Annotated in this window: 16 protein-coding genes; 5 read left to right on the forward strand and 11 right to left on the reverse strand. The window is 62.6% G+C overall.

The annotated features are described in order from the left end of the window. Nucleotides 1-14: 14 nt before the first annotated feature. From DNK10_RS24515 to DNK10_RS24540, 6 genes are all read right to left on the reverse strand, one after another. Nucleotides 15-3,056 (reverse strand): sarcosine oxidase subunit alpha, encoded by a 3,042-nt coding sequence (locus DNK10_RS24515; protein WP_131193351.1) that lies wholly within the window; start codon nucleotides 3,054-3,056, stop codon nucleotides 15-17. Then, a complete protein-coding gene (locus DNK10_RS24520; protein WP_131193352.1) occupies nucleotides 3,053-3,376 on the reverse strand; it encodes a sarcosine oxidase subunit delta in 324 nt (107 codons plus the stop codon). Before DNK10_RS24520 ends, DNK10_RS24515 begins: the two co-directional genes overlap by 4 nt. A 196-nt stretch (nucleotides 3,377-3,572) precedes the next feature. Next, the gene (locus DNK10_RS24525; RefSeq protein ID WP_131193353.1) at nucleotides 3,573-4,823 is read right to left on the reverse strand and encodes a sarcosine oxidase subunit beta family protein; all 1,251 of its coding nucleotides are present in this window, start codon (nucleotides 4,821-4,823) and stop codon (nucleotides 3,573-3,575) included. Between the two features lie 132 nt (nucleotides 4,824-4,955). Next, nucleotides 4,956-6,209, reverse strand: coding sequence for a serine hydroxymethyltransferase (gene glyA, locus DNK10_RS24530; protein WP_131178214.1), 1,254 nt, complete (start codon nucleotides 6,207-6,209; stop codon nucleotides 4,956-4,958). Nucleotides 6,210-6,381: 172 nt separating this feature from the next. Continuing rightward, entirely contained in the window at nucleotides 6,382-7,122 is a 741-nt protein-coding gene (locus DNK10_RS24535; protein WP_131193354.1) for a TraX family protein, read from the reverse strand. A gap of 110 nt (nucleotides 7,123-7,232) precedes the next feature. Beyond that, on the reverse strand, nucleotides 7,233-7,532 hold the full coding sequence (locus tag DNK10_RS24540; protein ID WP_131178215.1) for a hypothetical protein: 300 nt from the start codon (nucleotides 7,530-7,532) through the stop codon (nucleotides 7,233-7,235). A 190-nt stretch (nucleotides 7,533-7,722) separates the two neighbouring features. Here DNK10_RS24540 and DNK10_RS24545 point away from each other — a divergent pair, with 190 nt between their 5' ends. Then, nucleotides 7,723-8,763 (forward strand): threonine aldolase family protein, encoded by a 1,041-nt coding sequence (locus tag DNK10_RS24545; RefSeq protein ID WP_131193355.1) that lies wholly within the window; start codon nucleotides 7,723-7,725, stop codon nucleotides 8,761-8,763. 1,362 nt (nucleotides 8,764-10,125) lie between these two features. Here DNK10_RS24545 and gbcB read toward each other — a convergent pair. Continuing rightward, the gene (gene gbcB / locus DNK10_RS24550) at nucleotides 10,126-11,226 is read right to left on the reverse strand and encodes a glycine-betaine demethylase subunit GbcB (protein WP_131193356.1); all 1,101 of its coding nucleotides are present in this window, start codon (nucleotides 11,224-11,226) and stop codon (nucleotides 10,126-10,128) included. A gap of 355 nt (nucleotides 11,227-11,581) precedes the next feature. Here gbcB and gbcA point away from each other — a divergent pair, with 355 nt between their 5' ends. Further along, nucleotides 11,582-12,874 (forward strand): glycine-betaine demethylase subunit GbcA, encoded by a 1,293-nt coding sequence (gbcA, locus tag DNK10_RS24555; protein WP_131178221.1) that lies wholly within the window; start codon nucleotides 11,582-11,584, stop codon nucleotides 12,872-12,874. Nucleotides 12,875-13,235: 361 nt separating this feature from the next. Next, nucleotides 13,236-17,234: a hypothetical protein gene (locus DNK10_RS24560; protein ID WP_131193357.1), complete on the forward strand. Its 3,999-nt coding sequence runs from the start codon at nucleotides 13,236-13,238 to the stop codon at nucleotides 17,232-17,234. 256 nt (nucleotides 17,235-17,490) lie between these two features. Here DNK10_RS24560 and DNK10_RS24565 read toward each other — a convergent pair whose 3' ends face one another. The 4 genes from DNK10_RS24565 to choX all read right to left on the reverse strand — a co-directional run bounded on the left by DNK10_RS24565 (nucleotide 17,491) and on the right by choX (nucleotide 20,832). Continuing rightward, a complete protein-coding gene (locus DNK10_RS24565; RefSeq protein ID WP_131193358.1) occupies nucleotides 17,491-17,961 on the reverse strand; it encodes a thioesterase family protein in 471 nt (156 codons plus the stop codon). Between the two features lie 2 nt (nucleotides 17,962-17,963). Further along, on the reverse strand, nucleotides 17,964-18,929 hold the full coding sequence (locus DNK10_RS24570) for an L-carnitine dehydrogenase (RefSeq protein WP_131193359.1): 966 nt from the start codon (nucleotides 18,927-18,929) through the stop codon (nucleotides 17,964-17,966). Between the two features lie 21 nt (nucleotides 18,930-18,950). Next, complete coding sequence (cdhC, locus tag DNK10_RS24575) at nucleotides 18,951-19,835, reverse strand: 3-dehydrocarnitine:acetyl-CoA trimethylamine transferase CdhC (RefSeq protein ID WP_131178225.1); 885 nt, start codon at nucleotides 19,833-19,835, stop codon at nucleotides 18,951-18,953. Nucleotides 19,836-19,902: 67 nt separating this feature from the next. Next, on the reverse strand, nucleotides 19,903-20,832 hold the full coding sequence (gene choX / locus DNK10_RS24580) for a choline ABC transporter substrate-binding protein (protein ID WP_131178226.1): 930 nt from the start codon (nucleotides 20,830-20,832) through the stop codon (nucleotides 19,903-19,905). 192 nt (nucleotides 20,833-21,024) lie between these two features. Between choX and DNK10_RS24585 the strand changes: the two genes are divergently transcribed. Together DNK10_RS24585 and hslV are read left to right on the forward strand one after the other, a co-directional pair. Continuing rightward, the gene (locus tag DNK10_RS24585; RefSeq protein ID WP_131193360.1) at nucleotides 21,025-21,987 is read left to right on the forward strand and encodes a GlxA family transcriptional regulator; all 963 of its coding nucleotides are present in this window, start codon (nucleotides 21,025-21,027) and stop codon (nucleotides 21,985-21,987) included. Between the two features lie 350 nt (nucleotides 21,988-22,337). Further along, the gene (hslV, locus tag DNK10_RS24590) at nucleotides 22,338-22,874 is read left to right on the forward strand and encodes an ATP-dependent protease subunit HslV (RefSeq protein WP_131193361.1); all 537 of its coding nucleotides are present in this window, start codon (nucleotides 22,338-22,340) and stop codon (nucleotides 22,872-22,874) included. Nucleotides 22,875-22,895 lie beyond the last annotated feature (21 nt).

Consider the following 22,895-nt stretch of genomic DNA (forward strand, 5'->3'; position numbering starts at 1 on the left):
GAGCTTGCCGCTGCTCAAACCACGTTCTGCCGTTCGCCTTTCGGGTCGTAGAACACCGAGCTGACGATCTCCGCTTCGATCAACCGACCGTCGCGGGTCGGTGCGAACACCTTCTGGCCCATGCGCTTGATGCCGCCCTTGACCAATGCCAGGGCGATACCGTGGCCCAGAGTCGCGCTCATGTAGCTGGAGGTCACGTGGCCGGCCATCTTCATCGGCTTGGGCTGGTTCGGGTCGAATACCAGTTGGGTGCCCTCGGGCAGCACGTCATTGAGGTTCACCGGTTTGAGGCCGACCAGTTGCTTGCGGTCTTCCTTGAGGGTGTCCTCGCGGTTCATGCCGCGCCAGCCGATCCACGAGAACGGCTTGGTGCGGCCGACGCACCAGCCCATGTTGAGATCGTCCGGAGTGACGGTGGAGTCGGTGTCCTGGCCAACGATGATGAAGCCCTTCTCGGCACGCAGCACGTGCATGGTCTCGGTGCCGTACGGGGTCAGGTCGTATTGCTTGCCGGCTTCGGCGATCTTTTCCAGCACGCCCATGGCGTAGTCGGCCTGGATGTTCACCTCGTAGCTCAGCTCGCCGGTGAAGGAGATGCGGAACACCCTGGCCGGCACGCCGGCGACCAAGCCTTCCTGCCAGGTCATGAACGGGAAGGCTTCCGGCGACAGATCGATATCGGTGACCTCGGCCAGCAGTTTGCGGCTGTTGGGGCCGGACAGGGTCAGGGTCGCCCAGTGGTCGGTGACCGAGGTGAAGTACACCTTCAGCTCCGGCCATTCGGTCTGGTGGTACAGCTCCAGCCACTGCAGCACCCGAGCGGCGCCGCCCGTGGTGGTGGTCATCAGGAAGTGATTGTCGGCAAGGCAGGCGGTCACGCCGTCATCGAAGACCATGCCGTCTTCCTTGCACATCAGGCCATAGCGCGCCTTGCCCACGTCGAGCTTGGTCCAGGCGTTGGTGTAGACGCGGTTGAGGAACTCGCGGGCGTCCGGGCCCTGGATGTCGATCTTGCCGAGGGTCGAGGCGTCCAGCAGGCCGACGCTGGCACGCACCGCCTTGCACTCGCGGGCGACGGCGGCATGCAGGTCTTCGGCGCCACGCGGGAAGTACCACGGCCGCTTCCACTGGCCGACATCCTCGAACTTGGCGCCCTGCCGGACGTGCCAGGCCTGCAGCGCGGTGTAGCGCTTGGGCTCGAACAGCGCACCGGCGTTGCGCCCGGCTACCGCACCGAAGGAAACCGGTGTGTAATTGGGGCGGAACATCGTGGTGCCCATCTGCGCAATGCTCACGCCCAGGGCGCGGGCAGCGATGGCCAGACCATTGATATTGCCCAGCTTGCCCTGGTCGGTACCGAAGCCCAGCGCGGTGTAGCGCTTGACGTGCTCGACCGACTCGAAGCCCTCGCGCACGGCCAGCTCGATGCCAGCGGTGGTGACGTCGTTCTGCAGGTCGACGAACTGCTTGGGAGCACGCGCCGTGGGCTTGTCGTGGGGCACCTGATAAAGACCGATGGAGGCTTCCTCGACGCGCTTTTCGGCACGCGGCAGCTCACCGCTGACGGCTGCGAAGCCGCTCTCGGCCGCGGCCTTGGCGCCCGCTTCGAAACCGTCAGCCAGCACGTCACCGAGCTTGAACACGCCATTCACCGCACCGGCGCAAACCCGTGCCTGCATACCCAGGCCATCGCCGGGCACGAAGGCGAGGATGTCTTCCTGCCAGGTCGGGCGACCGCCCAGGTGCGACGCCAGGTGCACCACCGGGCTATAGCCGCCGGAGCTGGCGATCAGATCGCACTCCAGCCACTCGCCGGGGCTGGTGACCTTGAAGGATTGCGGATCGATGGCGGCGATGCGTGCGGCCTCCACGCGCTTGCTGCCCTTGACGTCGAGCACCGAGCTGCCGGTCAGTACGCGTACGCCCCGGGAGCGCGCCTCTTCGGCCCAGCTGCCGCGCGGGTTGCTGCGCGCATCGGCGATGGCCACCACCTTGAGACCGGCATCGAGCCAGTCCAGGGCCGTCTTGTAGGCGTAATCGTTGGTGGTGGCGAGCACCAGCTTCTTGCCGGGCGCCACGCCATAACGGCGCACGTAGGTGGAAACGGCCCCGGCCAGCATGTTGCCCGGCACATCGTTGTTGCCGTACACCAGCGGGCGCTCGTGGGCACCGACCGCCAGCACCACGCGCTTGGCACGTACGCGGTGCAGACGCTGGCGGGCCGGACGATGGGCGAATGCGCCAAGCGGCGCGCTGTCGCCGAGGTGATCGGTGCAGCGCTCGTGAATGGTCAGGAAGTTGTGGTCGTGGTAACCGTTGACCGTGGCACGCGGCAGCAGGACGACTTCCGGGAAGGTCTTCAGCTCGGCCACCACCTTGCTCACCCACTCGGTAGCGGGCAGGCCGTCGAGTTGCTCACGGGTATCCAGCAGGCTGCCGCCGAACTCTTCCTGCTCGTCGGCGAGAATCACCCGCGCACCACTGCGCGCGGCAGCCAGCGCTGCGGCCAGACCAGCCGCGCCCGCGCCGACCACCAGCACGTCACAGTGCCGGTTGACGTGATCGTAGGTGTCCACGTCATTCTCTTTCGGCGCACGGCCGAGCCCGGCGGCCTTGCGGATGTACTTCTCGTACGTCAGCCACATGTTCTGCGGATACATGAAGGTCTTGTAGTAGAAACCGGGCGGCATCATGCCGCCGCCGACCTTGCCGAGAATGCCCATCAGGTCGGTGTTCACGCTCGGCCAGCCGTTGGTGCTGCCGGCCACCAGACCGGCATAGAGCGCCTGCTGGGTCGCGCGAATGTTCGGTACCTGAGTGGCTTCGCGGGAGCCGACCTGCAGTACGGCGTTCGGCTCCTCGGCACCCGCGGCAACGATGCCGCGCGGGCGTGAGTATTTGAAGCTGCGGCCGATGATATCGACGCCATTGGCCAGCAACGCGGCAGCCAGGGTGTCGCCCGCATACCCGCTGTAGGACTGGCCGTTGAAGGTGAAGCTCAGCGGCTGGCTGCGGTCGATGCGACCGCCGTTGGCGAGGCGATTGATCTGGCTCATGCCGTGGCTCCTTGGGCGAGCGGTGCTGGCTCGGCGACTGCTTCGGTCACGCTGGGTTTCTCGCCGATCCGGTAGGTCTCGAGAATCTGGTAGCTGACGGTGTGGCGGGTGGCGTTGAAATACTTGCGGCAACCGGCAGCATGCAGCCATAGCTCATGACGCAGGCCACGGGGGTTGTCGCGGAACCACATGTACTCGCCCCATTCGGCATCGCTGCAGGCAGCCGGATCCAGCGGCCGCGGGATGTGGGCCTGGCCGGCCGGGCTGAATTCCTCTTCGGCGCGAAGTTCGCCGCAGTGCGGGCAGAAGATGTGCAGCATGGTTGGAGCCTCCGGTGAATCTTGTTACCTGCTCGAATCGTCGAGAAGGGCTCGTTCCGCTCCCTCTCCCCCTGGGAGAGGGCTGGGGAGAGGGGCTCCCGGGCCAATCGTGGCGCCTGAAACAACCCTCACCCGCCCTTCGGGCACCCTCTCCCAGAGGGAGAGGGGCATCAGTTGTTGCGCTGCGCGCAACCTTTCAATGTGCGACTGCCGCGGCGCCGTGCTCATCCACCAGCGCGCCGGTGTGAAAGCGCTCGATGGAGAACGGTTCAGCCAACGGATGGGGCTCGCCCTTGGCCAGGGTCGCGGCGAACACATGGCCGGAGCCCGGTGTGGCCTTGAAGCCGCCGGTTCCCCAACCGCAGTTGATGAACAGGTTCTTGACCGGTGTCTTGCCGATGATCGGGCAGGCGTCCGGCGTGGTGTCGACGATCCCGCCCCACTGACGGTTCATGCGCACCCGCGAGAGCACCGGGAACATCTCGACGATGGCCTCGATGGTGTGCTCGATGATCGGGTAGGAGCCGCGCTGGCCATAGCCGACCCAGCCGTCGATACCGGCACCGATGACCAGGTCGCCCTTGTCCGACTGGCTGATGTAGCCGTGCACGGCGTTGGACATGATCACGCTGTCGATGATCGGCTTGATCGGTTCGGAAACCAGGGCCTGCAACGGATGGGATTCGATCGGCAACCTGAAGCCGGCCTTGTGTGCCAGCGGCCCGGTGTTGCCCGCCACCACCATGCCGACGCGCTTGGCGCCGATGAAACCCTTGTTGGTTTCCACGCCGATCACCGCACCGTCCTGCTTGCGGAAGCCGGTGACTTCGGTCTGCTGGATCAGATCCACACCCAGGGCATCGGCGGCGCGCGCGTAGCCCCAGGCCACGGCATCGTGACGGGCATTGCCGGCACGGCGCTGTACCGAGGCGCCAAGCACCGGATAACGGGTATTGGCGCTGCAATCCAGGTAGGGGATTTCCTCGGCCACCTGCTTGGTGTCGAGCAATTCGTTGGGGATGCCGTTGAGGATGTTGGCGGTCACCAGACGTTCGGCGTCACGCAAGTCCTGAAGGGTATGGCACAAGTGGTAGCAACCGCGCTGGGAGAACATCACGTTGTAGTTCAGATCCTGGGACAGGCCTTCCCACAACTTCATGGCGTGTTCGTACAGCGCCGACGACTCGTCCAGCAGGTAGTTGGAGCGTACGATGGTGGTGTTGCGCGCGGTGTTGCCGCCGCCCAGCCAACCCTTCTCGATCACCGCGATATTCTTGATGCCATGCACTTTGGCCAAGTAATAGGCGGTGGCCAGGCCGTGACCGCCACCACCGATGATGACCACATCGTAGACCGGCTTGGGCGTCGGGTTGCGCCACATGCGCTGCCAGTTCTCGTGGTGGCTGAAGGAATGCTTGAACAGGCCGAAGCCGGAATAGCGCTGCATGGGGAACTCCTGAATTCTGCTTGCTTGTAGGAGCTCACCTGAACCGTAGGATGGGTGAAACTCATCAGTTTTCGATGGGTTTCACCCATCCTACGGTGTCAAAGCCTGCGGCCCCTACGTGACGACAATGCGTTAGCGATAGACCGGGTAATCGGCACACAACCCGGCAGCCAGCCCGGCCACCTGGGCCTCGACATCGGCGTCGCCGAGGTGCTCGAGGATGTCGCTGATCCAGCCCGCCAGCTCACGGCACTGGACTTCCTTGAAGCCGCGGGTGGTGACCGCCGGGGTACCGATACGCAGGCCGGACGTCACGAACGGCGATTGCGGATCGTTGGGCACGGCGTTCTTGTTCACCGTGATGCCGGCGCGGCCAAGAGCAGCGTCGGCATCCTTGCCGGTAATGCCCTGCTTGATCAGCGAGAGCAGGAACAGGTGGTTGTCGGTACCACCGGAGACCACGTCGAAACCGCGCTCGATGAATACCTCGGCCATGGCCTGGGCATTCTTGATCACCTGTGCCTGGTAGTCCTTGAAACTCGGCTCCAGAGCTTCCTTGAAACACACCGCCTTGCCAGCGATCACATGCATCAGCGGGCCGCCCTGGGCGCCCGGGAAAACCGCGGCGTTGAGTTTCTTCTCGATTTCTTCGTTGGCCTTGGCGAGGATCAGCCCGCCACGCGGCCCACGCAGGGTCTTGTGGGTGGTGGTGGTGACCACATCGGCGAAGGGAATCGGATTCGGGTACAGACCGGCCGCGACCAGCCCGGCAACGTGGGCCATGTCGACGAACAGGTATGCGCCGACCTTGTCGGCGATGGCACGAAAGCGTGGGAAATCCAGGGTCTTGGAGTAGGCGGAGAAACCGGCGACGACCATCTTCGGCTTGTGCTCGATGGCCAGGCGCTCGACTTCGTCGTAGTCGATCAGCCCGGTGTCGGTATCGATGCCGTACTGCACGGCGTTGTACAGCTTGCCGGACGAGCTGACCTTGGCGCCGTGGGTCAGGTGACCACCATGGGCCAGGCTCATGCCGAGGATAGTGTCGCCGGCCTGCAGCAGCGCCAGGTATACGGCGGAGTTGGCCGACGAACCGGAGTGCGGCTGCACGTTGGCGTAATCGGCACCGAACAGCTGCTTGGCGCGATCGATGGCCAACTGCTCGACTTTATCCACATGCTCGCAACCGCCGTAGTAGCGCTTGCCCGGATAGCCTTCGGCGTACTTGTTGGTCAGGCCGCTGCCCTGCGCCTCCATCACCCGCTTGCTGGTGTAGTTTTCCGAGGCGATCAGTTCGATGTGATGTTCCTGACGACGCTCCTCTGCATTCATCGCGCTGAGCAGTGCGTCATCGTAGCCCTGAATCCGGTCTTGCTTGCTGAACATCACGTATCTCCCCGAGGCGCCTGAAGGCGCCGCATCTGGCTCGGTTGCTCGATATGAGTCTTGTTGCAGCGATGGTATGACTCGCCCTCGAGAACCAGATGCCTATGCACGCCACGGGAGATTGCGTTTGCGACATGGGCGAGTGTCGCAATCACGCATGCGTGAAAGCCGGTCAGACGCTGCGCAGCGCCACCAGGACAAGAAAGTGCGCGGGGTAGAACAGGTAGGCCCAGCGCCGTACCGGCGGTATCGGGAACGGCGGGCGCTGACGCAACAGCAAGAGACCGATCAGCGGGGCGAGCAGGCAGATGCCGAGCACGCTCCAGGCGAACGGGTCGCCACGAGCGGCGTCGCGGTAGAACGGTGCCCAGTAGTTGGCCGCCAGGCAGCAGAGCATCGGCAGCAACCAAGCGATATAGGGTTTGCGCAGCGCCAGCAGGAAGGCGGCGGGCAACACGGCTCCAAAGGAGCCGAACATCAGCCAGTCATGGCCGAACACGGCGATCACCAGCGCAGCCGCACCCAGCAAGCAGGCCTGGAGCTGCGGCCGCTGCACGGCGTTGGCGATCAGCAGGCCAAGCACCAGGGTCGGCAGCACGTTGAGCGATTCCGCCGTAGGCACCAGCATGCGGTAAGGCCACTCGGACAGCAGCGAGAACAGCAGCAACCAGCCGAGATAGCTCAGGGACACGCCACTCGAAGCGCCGACTCTCGGCCGTGCGACATTGGCGGCGATCGCCAGACAGAACAGCGGAAAGGCCAGGCGGCCAGGCACGTAGAGAAAATACAGGGAGGGCCAGACATGGCGAAGGTGATCGATCAGCATGGTCAGCAGCGCCAGCCATTTGATCAGATCGAGGGCCGCGTCACGGCCAAAAGGCATTTGCAGGGAAGCAGGTGGGGCTGGAGGCATGCGCATGCGTCACGCTGGGGGATGAAGCTGCACGGTAGAGGCTGTCTGCGCCTCGGCGCAAATCAAAAGGCGGCGCAGGGCTGCACCCTGCGCCGTCCGTACGACACTGACTACTGCAATTGCGCGTTGCAACTGCTCGAGGCAGTGACCAGACGCTGTTGCAGCGCTGCATCCGGCGGAACCTGCTGGCTCATCTCGGCCATTTCCGCCTCGCTGAACTCCTCGCTGACCTTGGTCGCGGCGCAGTCGCAGAACGCGGTGAGTTTCTCCTGAGAGTGGCCGGACTGAGCGCCTTTCACGCACTCCTGAACGAAGGTCGCTTTGGCTTCTGGTGACCAGGGCTCGGCTGCCACGGCCGGTAGGGCGAAGGCGAGCGGTGCGAAAAGTGCGATCAGATGACGGTAGCTCATGGTGGGCTCCTGTAGCTTGGAATCGGCGAGTCCTTGAATACGACTCTCTGCTTTGTGAGCCCATCGGCGCCTGTGAGTTCAGAATGAATGCCCTGAACAATATGTCGCGCCAGCGAGTTCTATGCATACCCAAGGCGGGCTAAAGTAGCGGCATACGCCCGCACGGGGCGACGCAGACAAGGATTTTCCAATGCCCGACAACGCCCAGCAATTCGCCAGCGACAACTACTCTGGCATCTGCCCCGAGGCCTGGGAAGCCATGGCAGAGGCCAACCAGGGCCACCAGCGCGCCTACGGCGATGACGAATGGACAGCCCGCGCCGCCGACCATTTCCGCAGCCTGTTCGAAACCGACTGCGACGTGTTCTTCGCCTTCAATGGCACCGCCGCCAACTCCCTGGCTCTTTCCGCGCTGTGCCAGAGCTACCACAGCGTGATCTGCTCGGAGACCGCCCACGTCGAGACCGACGAATGCGGCGCGCCGGAATTCTTTTCCAACGGTTCCAAGCTGCTCATCGCACACACCGAGCAGGGCAAGCTGACCCCGGCCTCGATCCGCGAAATCGCCCTCAAGCGCAAGGACATCCATTACCCGAAACCTCGCGTGGTCACCCTGACCCAGGCCACCGAAGTCGGCACCGTCTACCGCCCCGAGGAAATCCAGGCGATCAGCCAGACCTGCGACGAACTCGGCCTGAACCTGCACATGGACGGCGCGCGCTTCTCCAATGCCTGCGCCTTCCTCAACTGCAGCCCGGCGGAGCTGACCTGGAAAGCCGGTGTCGATGTGCTCTGCTTCGGCGGCACCAAGAACGGCATGGCGGTCGGCGAGGCGATCCTGTTCTTCAACCGTGACCTAGCCGAAGACTTCGACTACCGCTGCAAGCAGGCCGGGCAGCTGGCCTCGAAGATGCGCTACCTGTCGGCGCCCTGGGTCGGCATTCTGCAGAACGACGCCTGGCTGCGCTATGCCAATCACGCCAACCACTGTGCGCAACTGCTCGCCAAGCTGGTGGAGGACGTGCCCGGTGTCAGCCTGATGTTTCCGGTGGAGGCCAACGGCGTGTTCCTGCAGATGTCCGAACCCGCCATCGCCGCCCTGACCGCCCGCGGCTGGCGCTTCTATACCTTTATCGGTGCTGGCGGCGCCCGCTTCATGTGCTCCTGGGACACCGAAGAGGCCCGTGTCCGCCAACTGGCAGCGGATATTCGCGAGGTGATGGCCGGCTGAAACCGGCCACCTGACGCAGAGCATCAGCAAGACCCTCAATCAAGGTGGGGTCAAGACGCTCATCTCACCCACCCTCGCCTACCGGGTATCTCCAGCCCCGTAGTCCGGGCTTCATTCCATCCCTCCTCGCGTATCGATCTCTGCCACCCGCCCGGCGTGCTGTGGGTAAAATCCCGGCTCCCTCAGCGCTGGCTCAGTCCCAACAGCGACACCGCCAGATAGCGTAATGGGACTCGTGCAGCTCACCACCTCAACACCCGAGCCATCGATAACGGCTGATAAGGGTCGGCTCGAGCGCCCATTTTCAGCGACTGGGGATAACCGATGACACAATCCCCAGATAAGGTGGGCGACGCTGTGGATAAGCTGTCGGCAACGGGCTACAGGCCACACAGTTTGGCGCCTTTGGCGGTTCGTACAAAAAACGTTCTATTTCAATAGGTTGAGCTTAGGGTTACACACACTCGCTGTGCAGCAGCCTTTGCACAAGCTGTGCATATGTACTCACAGGCCAGGTATTACTTGGCTTGTAGCGGACTGATTGTTTTTTGATCACTCCCGCCAGAGACAATTTCGTCCACAGCTATCAGGAAGTGTCATCCAAGCCTTGTGGACAGCCGTCCCCATAATCCGTGGACGATGACGTGGATAAACTGTAGGTAAACCCCTACAGCCATTGCCAGACAAGGGTCTCAGCGATTTGAGCGAAAAACGTTCTATTTCAAAAGGTTGGAGAGTTATCTACACACAGAAGCTGTGCGCTTACCTGTGCATAAGGTGTTCAGTACAGGCTACAGGCCAGTGAATACGGCGGCTGCAGCGTACTGATCATTTTTTGTTCGACGCGTGTTTCGCTGCGCCTAGCGTTCACCAAGAGCATGCAAGCACCGTCGGGGCTGGCTACAGGTGAATAACCCTGCGGCTGCCTTTCCCCAAAGTCCGTGGATCAAGCTGTGAATAACCTGTCGTCACTCGGCCGCAGGCCTTTATCCATCATGCCTGTAGGGAAACGATCAAAAATCGAACGATTTCATAAGGTTGACTTATCACTCAAAACACCTGCACGGGAGTGACTCACTCTGTTTTACACACAATAACTGTGTATACAGCTGTGGATAACCTGTCCAACAATCCACCACCTCCAACGCCCGTGGCTTCTGCAGGCGTGTGCTGCATTTTCGTTCAATACCTGCACCGCGCAGCCGAACGGTGCGTGTCCCATTGGATGACAGACGAATCAGCAGCAAGGCTTGCACACAATTACTGTGCGCCTGACTGTGGACAAGCTGTTCGACACTGGCTGCAGCCCACGAACAGCAAGCCCTGCAGGCCGTTGGCTACTTTCTAGCCAACGGCTCGATATCAGTAATCGATGCTCACATCGCTACGCGGTACGCTGCAGCAGGACAGGATGTACCCCTCGGCCACGTCTTCGTCGGTGATCCCGCCGTTGTGTTCCATATCCACTTCCCCGGCGGTCTTGAGCACCTTGCAGGTACCGCAGATGCCCATACCGCAGGCCTTGGGGATATGCAGGCCGAGTTTCGCCGCCGCCGCATGCACGGTTTCGCCTGGGCCGACCTGAATGCTCTTGCCCGTGCTGGTGAACTGCACCTGATTGAGGTCGGCCGCCGGCACCCGTGGCGCATCGGCGGCCTGCTCGGCAAGCTCCCGGACATCCTGACGCACCTCCGCCGGCACCGGGCCAAAGGCTTCCTCATGGTAGCGGCTCATATCGAAGCCCTTGGCTTCGAGCAGCCGCTTGACTGCCGCCATATAGGGCGTAGGCCCACAGCAGAAGATTTCCCGTTGCAGATAGTCCGGCGCCATCAGTTGCAACATGGACTCGTTGAGGTATCCGCGGTAGCCGGACCAGGCCTCGCCCAGGCCGTGCTTCTCGCAGATCACATGCAAGTTGAAGTTGCTGATCCGCGCCGCCATGTGCTCCAGCTCGCGGTGATAGATGATGTCCTTCGGCGAGCGCGCGCTGTGCACGAAGACCATATCGACGTTGGCGTTGGTGTCATAGAACCAGCGGGCCATCGACATGACCGGGGTGATGCCGACCCCACCGCTGAGAAACAGTACCTTGTCCGCCGGAAAGTCGATGGCGTTGAACAACCCCACCGGGCCATGCACCGCCAGTTCCTGCCCTTCGGCGAGATTGTCGTGCAGCCAGTTGGAAACCTTGCCGCCCGGCACCCGCTTGATGGTGATGGAAAAACTGTAAGGCACCGAGGGCGCGCTGGAAATGGTGTAGGAGCGCATCACCGGCAGGCCGTCGATCTCCAGCTCCAGGGTGACGAACTGCCCCGGCTTGAAGAAGAACAGCACCGGCTGGTCGGCCATGAAGCAGAAGGTGCGGACATCCCATGTTTCCTGGATGACCTTGACGCAACGCACCACGTGGCGGCCATTGCTCCAGGTCTGGGTAGTGACGGGATAGAGGAAGTCGTTCGACATGGTCGTTTCTCTCGCGCACGCAGGCCGCTCACCGGCCCTGTCTTTGCCGCGATTGTGCGCAACGCACCTGTCGCCCATTTACCTGCCAGCGACATCGGCATGCTAACGGCGACCTGCCCCGTAGACACTGGCGTACCGAGTCGGGAAATGATTCGAGCATGTCGCCCATGGATAAGGTTCGCGCCGCGCCCGGCTCCACACTCGCCCCCAAGCCGAACAGGATAAGAGCGCCAGCCGCAGCCCCTAAGCAAAACGCCATTCGGCAGGCGATCAGGGAGCGACGCGCCACCTTGCGTACCACCGCAATAGCCACTTTTACGGCGTGCGCAGCGCGCTCGCCACGAGGAGTTTTCCGATGACCGTCACCTCTACGCTGAGCCTTGGCGATCCACTGGAACCGGCACGCGCCGCTACCGCCGAGATGCTGCAGAACCGCGAGCGCACCTTTTCCCTGCCGCAGCCGTTCTACAACGACGAACGCGTGTTCCAGCTCGACATGCAGGAGATCTTCCACAAGGAATGGCTGATCGCCGGCATGACCTGCGAAATCCCCACCAAGGGCAACTATCTGACCCTGCAAATCGGCGACAACCCGATCCTCGTCATCCGCGGTGCCGATGGCATCGTGCATGCTTTCCACAACGTCTGCCGGCATCGCGGCTCGCGCCTGTGCACCAGCGACAAGGGCAAGGTGGCCAAGCTGGTCTGTCCCTACCACCAGTGGACGTACGAACTGGATGGCCGGCTGCTGTTCGCAGGCACCGAAATGGGCGCCGACTTCGACATGCAGCAGTTCGGCCTCAAGCCGGTTAGCTGCAAGACGGCGGGCGGTTACATCTTCATCTCACTGGCCGAGAATCCACCGGCTATCGACGAGTTCCTCTCCACGCTGGCCCATTACATGGAGCCCTACGATATGGAGAACACCAAGGTGGCGGTGCAGACCACCCTGATGGAAAAGGCCAACTGGAAGCTGGTGCTGGAAAACAACCGCGAGTGCTATCACTGCAACGGCTCGCACCCGGAGCTGCTCAACACCTTGCTGGAGTGGGACGACGTTACCGACCCTCGGGCCAGTCAGTCATTCAAGGATCATGTCGCCGAATCGGCGGCCAAGTGGGAAGCCGAGAAAATTCCCTTCGCCCACGCCAGCTTCGGCCTGCGCAACCGCATCGTGCGCATGCCGCTGCTCAAGGGCACGGTATCCATGACCATGGATGGCAAACAGGGCAGCAAAAAGCTCATGGGCCGCATCCAGAACCCGGATCTGGGCTCCATGCGCATCCTGCACCTGCCGCACTCGTGGAACCACTGCATGGGTGATCACCTCATCGTCTTCACGGTGTGGCCGATCAGCGCCCAGGAAACCATGGTCTCCACCAAGTGGCTGGTACACAAGGACGCCGTCGAAGGCGTGGACTACGACGTGGCACGCCTGCGTGAAGTATGGGACGCCACCAACAACCAGGATCGGCGCCTGGCCGAAGAGAACCAGCGCGGCATCAACTCCACCGCCTACCAGCCCGGCCCCTACTCCAAGACCTATGAGTTCGGCGTGGTCAACTTCATCGACTGGTACAGCGAACGCATGCTCAACAACCTCGGCGCTGCACCCGCTCCCTACCTGCGCGACGTCACCGCGCAGTAAGCGACATACGGCTGCAGAGTGGCGTAAGCAGCCATTGAGCTGCAAGCCACAAGCTTCAAGCTACAAGATAGAAGCAAGAGCAATGGAGCGCTCCGAGCCGCTTTTAACTTGCCGCTTGAAGCTTGCAGCTTGTGGCTGCTTTCGCCTTTGACCGGCCTGCCACCCCGAAAATGGCCCCGCAGCCCCGCCGGACTCAACACCGGCGGGGCTTCTCTTTGCCCGCTCGGTTTATGAACGGGATGTTTCACAGCATTTCACGCCGGTAAGCGAAACAATCGAGGCAGTCCCGGCCATAGACGCACACGCGGCTCCCTCTGCGAAGCGGCTCGGCCACCAGCTTCCACTTCGCGAGGAATCTACCGTGAGCGTGAAACCACTGAGCAAAGGCCCCAACGAACAGACAGGCGGTGATGGCCTGCGATTCGATAGCCTCATGCGCCTGAGCCTGAAGGCCAAGGGTGACACGAAGCCCAAGGAAGACCGCATCGCCACCGATAACGAGAAGTGGCCACCCGTGGACAAGACCCAGGTCGAAGCAGCCAAGGACGGCAAGATCCGTTACGAGCTGAACGGCCAGGGCGTGGTGGTCGAGCGTTCGGTCAACCCGGAGCTGTACAAGTTTCTGGTCAACCTGCACGCCCTCAACCAGTCGCCCGGACAGAAAGCTCAAGTGGTTGCAGCGATGGGCGACGAACACCTTATCGCCGACCGTAACACCGAGGTGCAGGACTGGGGCGACTACGCCCAGTTCAAGTGGCAGGGCAACCTGGAAGACGCCGAAGTGATCACCTACATCACCGCCGACGGCGAAACCGTCAGCGTCTCCAAGGCGCTGACCCCCGAGCTGTTCGCCTCGGTGCAGCAGATCGGCCTGTCACGCTACACACTCGAGCAGCGCGTGGCCGATGGACGTGAGGTCGCTGGTGCCGACACCTATGTGGCCGAGCATGACATTGCCCTTTGGGGCGGCCCGGACGAGTTCGGCAATGGGGTCATCCAGTTCGAGACCAAGGACGGCAAGAAGTACGTCGTATCCCAGCACGAAAACAAGGAGATGTACGACCGTGTCGCGGGGATGTGGAGTGATCACGTCAAAGGCGGCGACTCGATCCAGGAACTTCGTGAAAAGTACGATCTGCCCGACCTCGATGCTCTGGATCTGCTCGGCCAGAGCAGTGGCGAGAAAGCCAACAAGGACGACAAGGATGAGATGACGGTGGTCGAGCTGGCCACCAAGAACCTGCTCGACAAGTACAAGAAGCTCATCGACGACGGCGAGGTCGGCAAGGACAGCGACATCTACAAGTTGGTCAAGGCCATCGAGGCCAAGGCCGCCATGGAGAGCGGCCACCAGATCACCCCCTACATAGAAGACCCGCGTGGCGGCGACACCACCTGGCGAAAGTTCGACACCGATGGCGAAACCCTCAGCGAAGAGGACATGCAGGACATCCTCAACGGCAACTCGGTGGATAAGCTGCTCAGCGAGATGTTCACCAGCGGTGACGGCGAGAAAGACAAGATCGGCAAGGAATTCCAGGCCGAGCTGGACAGCGCCATCGAGAAGGTCAGCGGCGAAGACAAGACCAAGCTGGCGGACGAAATCTACGAAACCCTGACCAGCCTGGACTTCGTCAGATACCTGGCGGACATGAAGAAACAGGGCCTGAACAGCGAAGGCCAAGCGGAAGTCGCCCGCCTCGCTTCGAGCCTGGAACTGCTCGACCCGGAGCGCGCCCGCCAGGCTGAATCGGCGCTCAAGCAGAACGGCATTCTGATCGAGATCGACACCCTGGTCGGCGACCCCGGTGCGATTCCCGACGAATACAAGGAAATGGCCTACAAGGACATGGGCGCGCTGATCAAGACCGTGCTCAAGTCCGCCGACATCCCGCGTCGAGTGCAGGAGACCATCGAGAAGTTCTACAACGAGCTGCTCAACGACAAGACCAAGATGGCCGACTTCGTCGAGCTCAGCAACCAACTGAACAATGGCACCATCACCCAGGCCGAGTTCGACCAGCAGATGCAGGGCAAGTACGTGCCCATGGATGTCAGCAAGGACGACTTCGCCAAGGCCTTGGGCACCCTCAACAAATACGGCGTGCTCGGCACCATCTCCGCCTTCGGCTCACTGGGCGGCGCCATCTACATGCTCTCGGCGAAGAACGGCCAGCTGGCCGACGAGCCGCTGGAGCGCCTGGCCATCGCCAAGGACTTCATCACCTTCCTCGGTGGCGGCGCGCAGTTCGAGAAGACCGGCATATTCGACCTGTTCACCAAAACCAACACCGCCGAGCTGCTGGGCCTGAGCAAGACCGTGCCGGAAATCTGGGGCAAGGAAAGCGCGCTCGGCAAGAAGATCGAAGGATTCCTGCGCGACAAGGGCATCTCTGGCATTCCCGAAGCGGTGCAGGATCGCGCCAACAGCATGATCGAGCTGGGCTCATTGAACAGCGGCGGCGGCAGCGACGCACTCGACCAGGTCAGGCTCTCGGCCGAAGCGTCGGGCATCGGCTCCCTGGACGACGCCGGCAGTCGCGCCCTGCTCGACGACATCATCACCCGCGCTGGCGGCAACCCGCCCGAGGACTGGTCTCGCTACAACAGCCTCAACCAGATCGCCAAAGAACAGAACCTGACCATCAGCGAAGAGCACATCAATGACGCTATCGCCGAACGCCGTGCGGCCAACGGTCTGGGCGACATTCCCGACGATGCCTCGGTCAACGAGTTCGCCAACCATCTGGACGACGCCGCCAACCGTGCGCTGCCACCGTCCATCACCTCCTCCGGCTATTCCACCTACACCGACGCCCTGTCTTCGATCTACGAAGACGCCGTGGAGTATTTCGAAGAGCGCAACATCACCCCACCGAGCCGCGAGTCCTTCGATCGGGTGGTCAACGAACGGCTGGAAGAGTCAGGCCGCAGCACGCCGGCCGGCAGCGATCCGTTCGACGGCAACCTGGAGCTCGATCGTCAATCGATCAACGAGATGTTCGAGCACGAAAATCGCACGCCTCCGGCCGCCGACGTCGTCGATGATGCCATCGAACGGGTCAACGCCTCCGTGCGCAGCAATACCTCGGTACAGGGCATCGTCGACACGCGCACCATCCAGGATGCGCTGAGCACCACCGATACACCATCGATCAAACCTGGCCTGGCGGCGAAAATTGGCGGCACGCTGACCAAGGTGCTGGGCGTGGCCCCGGATATCCTCAGCGTCGCCGATATCGTGATGGGCGGCTTCGCGATCAAGGACGCCATCGCCAACAACAGCGACCTGGGCAAGGCTGCCGGTGCCTTGCAAATCATCAGTGGCGTGGCCGGCACAACGGCCGGCGTGATCGGCACCGTCGGCCTGTTCGCCAGCATCGGTGCACTGGCGGGCGCCACCGGACCGCTGTTCCTGATCACCGCAGGCCTCGGGCTGATCGCCGGGATCATCGGCATTTTCGTCGATCACGAGAAAAAGCAGAAAGCCACCGACAAGGAAGGCCAGTGGTTCAAGGATCTCGCCGAACTCGGCCTGACCCAGGAAGACTGGGGCGACAAGCTCGAATACGCACGTTACAGCTTCTACGAATACGACGGCCGCGACGCCCCGGCCGGGCAAAGCATCTACGACTATCAGAAGGACGAGTGGGAGCATTTCAAGGACACGCCCCAGGAAGGGGGCTCGTCTATCAATCGCCTCGACGATGACCTGCACCTGGCCAAGTACGACAGGGCCTTCTACCAGGAGAATCGCGAGGTCATCCACACCATCCGTGAGCGCTGGGATGACTGGAACGGCAAGGACGCCATCGTCAGCAAGAAGGATCTGGAAAAGATCGCCAATGGCGATGGCAGCGACGAGGAGAAAGCGGCCGCGCAGTTCCTGCTCGACAACAACGACTTCTTCGACCAGCTCGACACCCAATGGGGCAAGGGCGGCCAGGATGGCAAGGTAAGCACCAACGACCTCAACACCTGGCTGAAAATGGTCGGTGCCCATGAGGAGAAGTTCGACCGGGCCTTCTTCGACGAGCACCAGAGCATCATCGATACCATCCGCGACCGTTGGGATGACTGGAACGGCAAGGACGACATCGTCAGCAAGAAGGATCTGGAGAAGATCGCGGATGGCGACGGCAGCGACGCCGAGAAAGAGGCCGCGCGCTTCCTGCTCGACAACCAGGGCTTCTTCGACCAGCTCGACAACCTGGCCAAGAACGACCGCCGCGACGGCAAAATCAGCACTGGCGACCTGGAAACCTGGCTGAAAGCCATCGGCGTAGAGAAGACCGACAAAAGCGAGCTGACCTACAACCCCAACGACAATACGCCGGCCTGGCGGGTGATGCGCGGATAATCTGCAGAAGCAAACTTACCGACTCCGACAGGGAGGATCGATTGGCAACAGGGTTCAGTAGGAGCCCGCTTGCGGGCGACCCGCAGCTCGGCGCGTTACCCCCTGCGGCTGATCGAGCACCTAATGATCGCCGGCAAGCCGGCTCCTACAGAAGAGCCCCGGTTGGCAGCAGGCTCGGTAGGAGCCCGCTTGCGGGCGATTGTGGCTGCACACGTACGGGTCAGTTGCGCACCTGTAGAAGCCTTGTCTTGAAGCGCTACCTCACCGGCAACCCGATCACTCGACCGACATGGACGGAGCGCGGCACGCCCTGTTGCGAGTCAGCCAGTTCGGCAACCCGTTGCGCCACCTGCACATCGAACGGCGCAGAGCGGCCGCTTGGCGTGTCGATGTTCATCAGCATCTGCTCGCTTTCGGCCAGCAGTCGCTCGCCCTCGACGGTCTCCAGGCGGTGAAGGATATGCAGGCGCTTGCGGTCATGGTCGAGCAGTTGGGTGCGCACCTGAACGCCCACACCGAGTTTCACCTCGGCGAGGAAATTGATGTGGCATTCCAGGGTATAGAGCGTGTGCCCGGTACGTGCCCTGCCCGCCTCGTCCAGGCCGACAAGATCCATCAGCCCATCGGTGGCGAAGCTGCAGATCAGCAGGTAATAGGCATCGCGCAGATGGCCGTTGTAATCCACCCAATCGGCTTGCACGGCGGTACGGTAGGTGACGGGCAACATGCTCATTCCTCGAAGGCGAAACCGTGGCGCGCCTTGGTCTGGCGCACGGCATCGAGCACCGCTAGCAGGCAGTCGTCACGATAGCGTTCCAGCTCGGCAATGCTGCGCTGGCCCTGCTGCACACTGGTGCCGGCGACCACGTCATCGATCAGCGATTCGGTCAGTTCGGGTGCCTGCAGATAGGTCCAGGGCAGCTTCAGAGCGGGGCCGAACTGGGCCATGAAATGGCGCATGCCGGCGTCGCCGCCAGCCAGGGTGTAGGTCATGAAGGTACCCATGAACGACCAGCGCAGCCCGGCGCCAAAGCGGATCGCATCGTCGATCTCGTCGGTGCTGGCCACGCCATCGTTGACCAGGTGCAGCGCCTCACGCCATAGCGCTTCGAGCAGGCGGTCGGCGATAAAGCCCGGCACTTCCTTGCGCACGTGCAACGGGCGCATACCCAAAGCGCCGTAGATGGCGATGGCGGCCTGCACCGCGTCAGGCGCGGTGCGTTCGCCACCGACCACTTCCACCAGCGGCAGCAGGTACACCGGGTTGAAGGGATGGCCGACCACGCAGCGCTCCGGGTGCTGCGCTTCGGCATAGAACTCGCTGGGCAGCAGGCCCGAGGTACTGGAACCGATGATCACATCCGGCCGCGCAGCCACACTGATCCGACCGTGCAGTTCGAGCTTGAGGTCGAGCCGCTCGGGCGCGCTCTCCTGGATGAAATCGGCATCGGCCACGCAGGCCTCGAGGTCGTCGAAAAAGCGCAAGCGCTCCATCGCGGCGCCCGGCGCCAGTCCCTGCTTCTGCAGCGCCGGCCAGGCGTTGGCAATGCGTGTCCGCAGCGCGGCCTCGGCGCCGGGCGCCGGATCCCAGGCATGCACGTCGAGGCCGTGGGCCAGGGCGCGGGCGACCCAACCGGCGCCAATTACGCCAGTGCCAAGGGCGGCGAAGGTTTTGACAGTGGTAACGAAAGACATATCAGGCTCCAGATCGCAGGCTCAACGAGGTTTGAGGCTCATCTTTTCGCGTCCTTCGGCCGGGCTCAGCACCCGCCCGCCAAGACGTTCGATGATCTCTACCGCACGCTCGACCAGCGAGCCGTTACTGGCCGGCACGCCCTTGTCCAGCCAGATGTTGTCTTCCAGGCCGACCCGCACGTTGCCGCCTAGCAACATGGCCTGGGCAGCCATGGGCATCTGCATGCGACCGATACCGAAGCCGGCCCAGGTCAGACCCGCCGGCAGGTTGTCGACCATGGCCTTCATGGTCGCGGTATCCGCTGGTGCGCCCCAGGGAATGCCCAGGCATAGCTGGATCAGTGGGTCGTCCAGCAAGCCCTCCTTGATCATCTGCTTGGCGAACCACAGGTGGCCGGTGTCGAAGATTTCCAGCTCGGCCTTCACACCCAGCTCGGTGATGCGCTTGGCACCCGCACGCAGTTGTGCCGGAGTGGAGACGTAGATGAAGTCGCCATCACCGAAATTCAGGGTGCCGCAATCCAGGGTGCAGATCTCCGGCAGCAGCTCCTCGATATGGGCCAGCCTAGTCAACGGCCCGACCAGATCGGTGCCGGCACCGAACTCCAGCGGCTGCTCGCCCCGACCGATCTCCAGGTCGCCGCCCATGCCGGCGGTCAGGTTGATGATCACATCGGTGTCGCTCTCGCGGATGCGCTCGACCAACTCGCGATACAGCGCCACGTCGCGGCTCGGCTTGCCGGTCTGCGGGTCACGCACGTGACAGTGGGCAACGGTGGCGCCGGCCTTGGCGGCTTCGATGGCGGCATCGGCGATCTGCTTCGGCGTCACCGGAATGGCCGGATGGCGGCCCACGGTATCGCCAGCGCCGGTGACCGCGCAGGTGACGATGATTTCATGGTTCACGGTCGATCTCCTTTGTTCGGGACGAACGCCGCCCCCGCGCGCAGGCACGGTCACGGCAAGTTGAGTATTAGTTTGCTAGCGCTTCGCTGGCCGGTTTGCCGTCGAAGGTGGTGACGCCTTCCAGCCAGCCGACGACTACCTGTGGATTGGCGGCAATCCACTCGCGGGCCACCTTGGCAGCCGGCTGACGATCCATGATCGGCTGCATAAGCTCCGCCTCCTGCTCGCTGGTAAAGCGCAGGCTGGTCAGCAAGCGGTTGGCATTCGGACAACGCTGGGCATAGTCCGGCGCAGTGACCGTGGATACGGTAGCGGCGCCGTCATTGGGGCCGAACACATCCTCGGTGCCGGTCAGGTAGGTGATCGGCATCTGCAGGTTCATCGGGTGTGGTTTCCAGCCAAAGAACACCACCGGTTTCTCATTCCTCACCGCGCGCCCGACGGCAGCGAGCATGCCGGCTTCGCTGGACTCCACCAATTTGAAATCACCGAGACCGAACTGGTTGCCGTCGATCATCTTCTGGATCGCCGTGTTGGCTCCGGAACCCGCCTCGATACCGTAGATCTTGCCATCCAGCTCGTCCTTGAAGCGGGCGATGTCGGCCAGGGTTTTCAGGCCCTTCTCGGCCGCGTAACCGGGTACGGCCAGCACTGCCACGGCATCGTCCAGCGAGGGCTGATCGGCCACCTTCACCGCGCCGGAGGCGAGGAAAGGCTTGATGTTGTCGTCCATGATCGGCTTCCAGTAGCCGAGAAAGGCGTCGACCTGGCCTTTCTGGATGCCGGCGAAGATGATCTGCTGCGACGCCTGCGTCTGGGTGGTCTGGTAACCAAGACCCTGCAGCAATTCGCTGGCTACGGCGGTGGTAGCAACCACATCCGTCCAGCCAACGGCGCCGAGGCGGACGGTCTTGCAACTCTCCTCGTCGGCGGCCAGCAAGGGTGAGCTGAATAAGGTAAAGGTGCAGCAAGCTGCGAACGCAGTGAGCGCTTTCATAATGGGGCTCCTCAACGGTTTCGTGTCGTTTTTAGTACCGTGTGACCGGAACAACGAGGTTCCGATGAGTCCACCTTACGCAGTTGCCGGGCAAGCAATTCGAACTATATCGACATAAAAAAGGATCATAACGACTTGATCCATCGGCGTACCTGCCGTTAGATGCGGACTCCACACGCGGGGGATTCCGCCATGTCGCATAGCTTCTGCTTTCTCCTGCTGCCCGGTTTTTCGATGATGGGGCTGATGTCTGCCATCGAGCCGTTGCGGGTCGCCAATCGCTTTCACGCCCCGCACTACAGCTGGCGCCTGCTCAGTGACGATGGCCAGGCCGTGCAGGCCAGCAACGGCATGTCGCTCAATGTCGACGGCGCCCTGGACGGCGCCTTGACGGACACCAGCCTGTTCGTGGTTGCCGGCTTCGACCCGCTGGCAGGTTTCACGGCGCAGCTGGCGAGCCGCCTGCGTCGGGCGGAGCGAGAATGCCGGGTATTGGGCGGCATCGACACCGGCAGCTTCGTGCTGGCCGAAGCCGGGCTGCTGGAACCACGCCAACGCTTCACCCTGCACTGGGAAGCACTGGATGCCTTTCGCGAACGTTATCCACAGCTGCAACCGACCCAGGAGCTGTTCGAGATCGATGGCCAGCGCATCACCAGTGCCGGCGGCACCAGCAGCCTCGACCTGATGCTCGGGCTGATCGGCCGCGACCATGGCGAGCCGCTTTCGATCCAGGTGTCCGAGCAGTTCGTGCTTGGGCGCATTCGCACGCGCCTCGATCACCAGCGCATGCAGATCACCAGCCGCTACGGTATTCATAACCGCAAGCTGGTACAGGTAGTTGGTGAGATGGAACGCAGTACCGAAGCGCCCCGCTCGCCGGGTGAACTGGCCGGCGCGGTCGGTATCACTCCACGGCAGCTGGAGCGCCTGTTTCGTCAGCACCTGAGCACCACGCCCGTCACCTTCTATCTTGGCGTGCGCCTGGACAAGGCGCGCCAGCTGCTGCGCCAGAGCGACATGAGCGTGCTCGAGGTGGCGTTGGCCTGCGGTTTCGAGTCGGCGTCCTACTTCGCCCGCCGCTACCGCACCCGCTTCGCCGTCAGCCCCCGTGAGGACAGACACGAAGCGGCACCACCCACCCTACAACCGTAAAAAGGCGAAAGCGGACGGTCGCAGGATGGGTGAACCCCATCGGTAATTGATGGGTTTCACCCATCCTGCCGAGGTCGCGGCGGGCTGTGGACGGCGCTTCACCTACTACGCGGCCCGACCCGTCCACCGCTCTACGATCGCATGGTGATGAAAAGAGCGTCAGCTACGCGCCCCGATCCACCCTACGTCTGCTTACGCCTTGCTCCAGCCACCCGTCACGAAACGGCGGCCAGCCAAGTCCAGCCATCAGGCAGGGTCGTTTTCCTACCGTTCATGCCACCCGGCTTGAACCTCACGCAATCTATCCCCATATAACAGGTCAACCCCGGAGCTGCCGAAGGAGCACGCCCTTGACTACCATCGTTTCAGTCCGCCGCCACGGTAAAGTCGTCATGGGTGGCGACGGCCAGGTTTCCCTCGGCAATACCGTGATGAAAGGCAATGCGAAAAAAGTTCGCCGCCTGTACCACGGTCAGGTCATCGCCGGTTTCGCCGGTGCCACCGCCGATGCCTTCACCCTGTTCGAACGTTTCGAGTCGCAACTGGAAAGACACCAGGGCCATCTGGTACGCGCCGCCGTCGAACTGGCCAAGGACTGGCGTACCGACCGCTCCCTGAGCCGTCTGGAAGCCATGCTGGCCGTGGCCAACAAGGACGCCTCACTGATCATCACCGGCAATGGTGACGTGGTCGAACCCGAGCACGGTTTGATCGCCATGGGCTCCGGTGGCGGCTTCGCCCAGGCCGCGGCCCTGGCGCTGCTGCAGAAAGGCAGCGACGAGCTCGACGCGCGCGAGATCGCCGAAACCGCCTTGAAAATCGCCGGTTCCATCTGCGTCTTCACCAATCAGAATCTGACCATCGAGGAGCTGGACTCGGCTATCTGAGCCCAGTCCTGATCGGAGCCC

The organism is Phytopseudomonas daroniae (genome assembly GCF_004327275.1).
GTDB classification, from domain to species: Bacteria; Pseudomonadota; Gammaproteobacteria; order Pseudomonadales; family Pseudomonadaceae; genus Aquipseudomonas; species Aquipseudomonas daroniae.

Bases quoted from the DNA above. Each gene is read 5' to 3' on its own strand.
- DNK10_RS24525 (WP_131193353.1), bottom strand. From the start codon at position 4,823: ATGCAGCGCTATTCCGGCTTCGGCCTGTTCAAGCATTCCTTCAGCCAC.
- DNK10_RS24535 (WP_131193354.1), bottom strand. From the start codon at position 7,122: ATGCCTCCAGCCCCACCTGCTTCCCTGCAAATGCCTTTTGGCCGTGAC.
- gbcA (WP_131178221.1), top strand. From the start codon at position 11,582: ATGACCGTCACCTCTACGCTGAGCCTTGGCGATCCACTGGAACCGGCA.
- DNK10_RS24540 (WP_131178215.1), bottom strand. From the start codon at position 7,532: ATGAGCTACCGTCATCTGATCGCACTTTTCGCACCGCTCGCCTTCGCC.
- DNK10_RS24545 (WP_131193355.1), top strand. From the start codon at position 7,723: ATGCCCGACAACGCCCAGCAATTCGCCAGCGACAACTACTCTGGCATC.
- DNK10_RS24515 (WP_131193351.1), bottom strand. From the start codon at position 3,056: ATGAGCCAGATCAATCGCCTCGCCAACGGCGGTCGCATCGACCGCAGC.
- DNK10_RS24565 (WP_131193358.1), bottom strand. From the start codon at position 17,961: ATGTTGCCCGTCACCTACCGTACCGCCGTGCAAGCCGATTGGGTGGAT.
- DNK10_RS24585 (WP_131193360.1), top strand. From the start codon at position 21,025: ATGTCGCATAGCTTCTGCTTTCTCCTGCTGCCCGGTTTTTCGATGATG.
- DNK10_RS24570 (WP_131193359.1), bottom strand. From the start codon at position 18,929: ATGTCTTTCGTTACCACTGTCAAAACCTTCGCCGCCCTTGGCACTGGC.
- gbcB (WP_131193356.1), bottom strand. From the start codon at position 11,226: ATGTCGAACGACTTCCTCTATCCCGTCACTACCCAGACCTGGAGCAAT.
- glyA (WP_131178214.1), bottom strand. From the start codon at position 6,209: ATGTTCAGCAAGCAAGACCGGATTCAGGGCTACGATGACGCACTGCTC.
- DNK10_RS24520 (WP_131193352.1), bottom strand. From the start codon at position 3,376: ATGCTGCACATCTTCTGCCCGCACTGCGGCGAACTTCGCGCCGAAGAG.
- choX (WP_131178226.1), bottom strand. From the start codon at position 20,832: ATGAAAGCGCTCACTGCGTTCGCAGCTTGCTGCACCTTTACCTTATTC.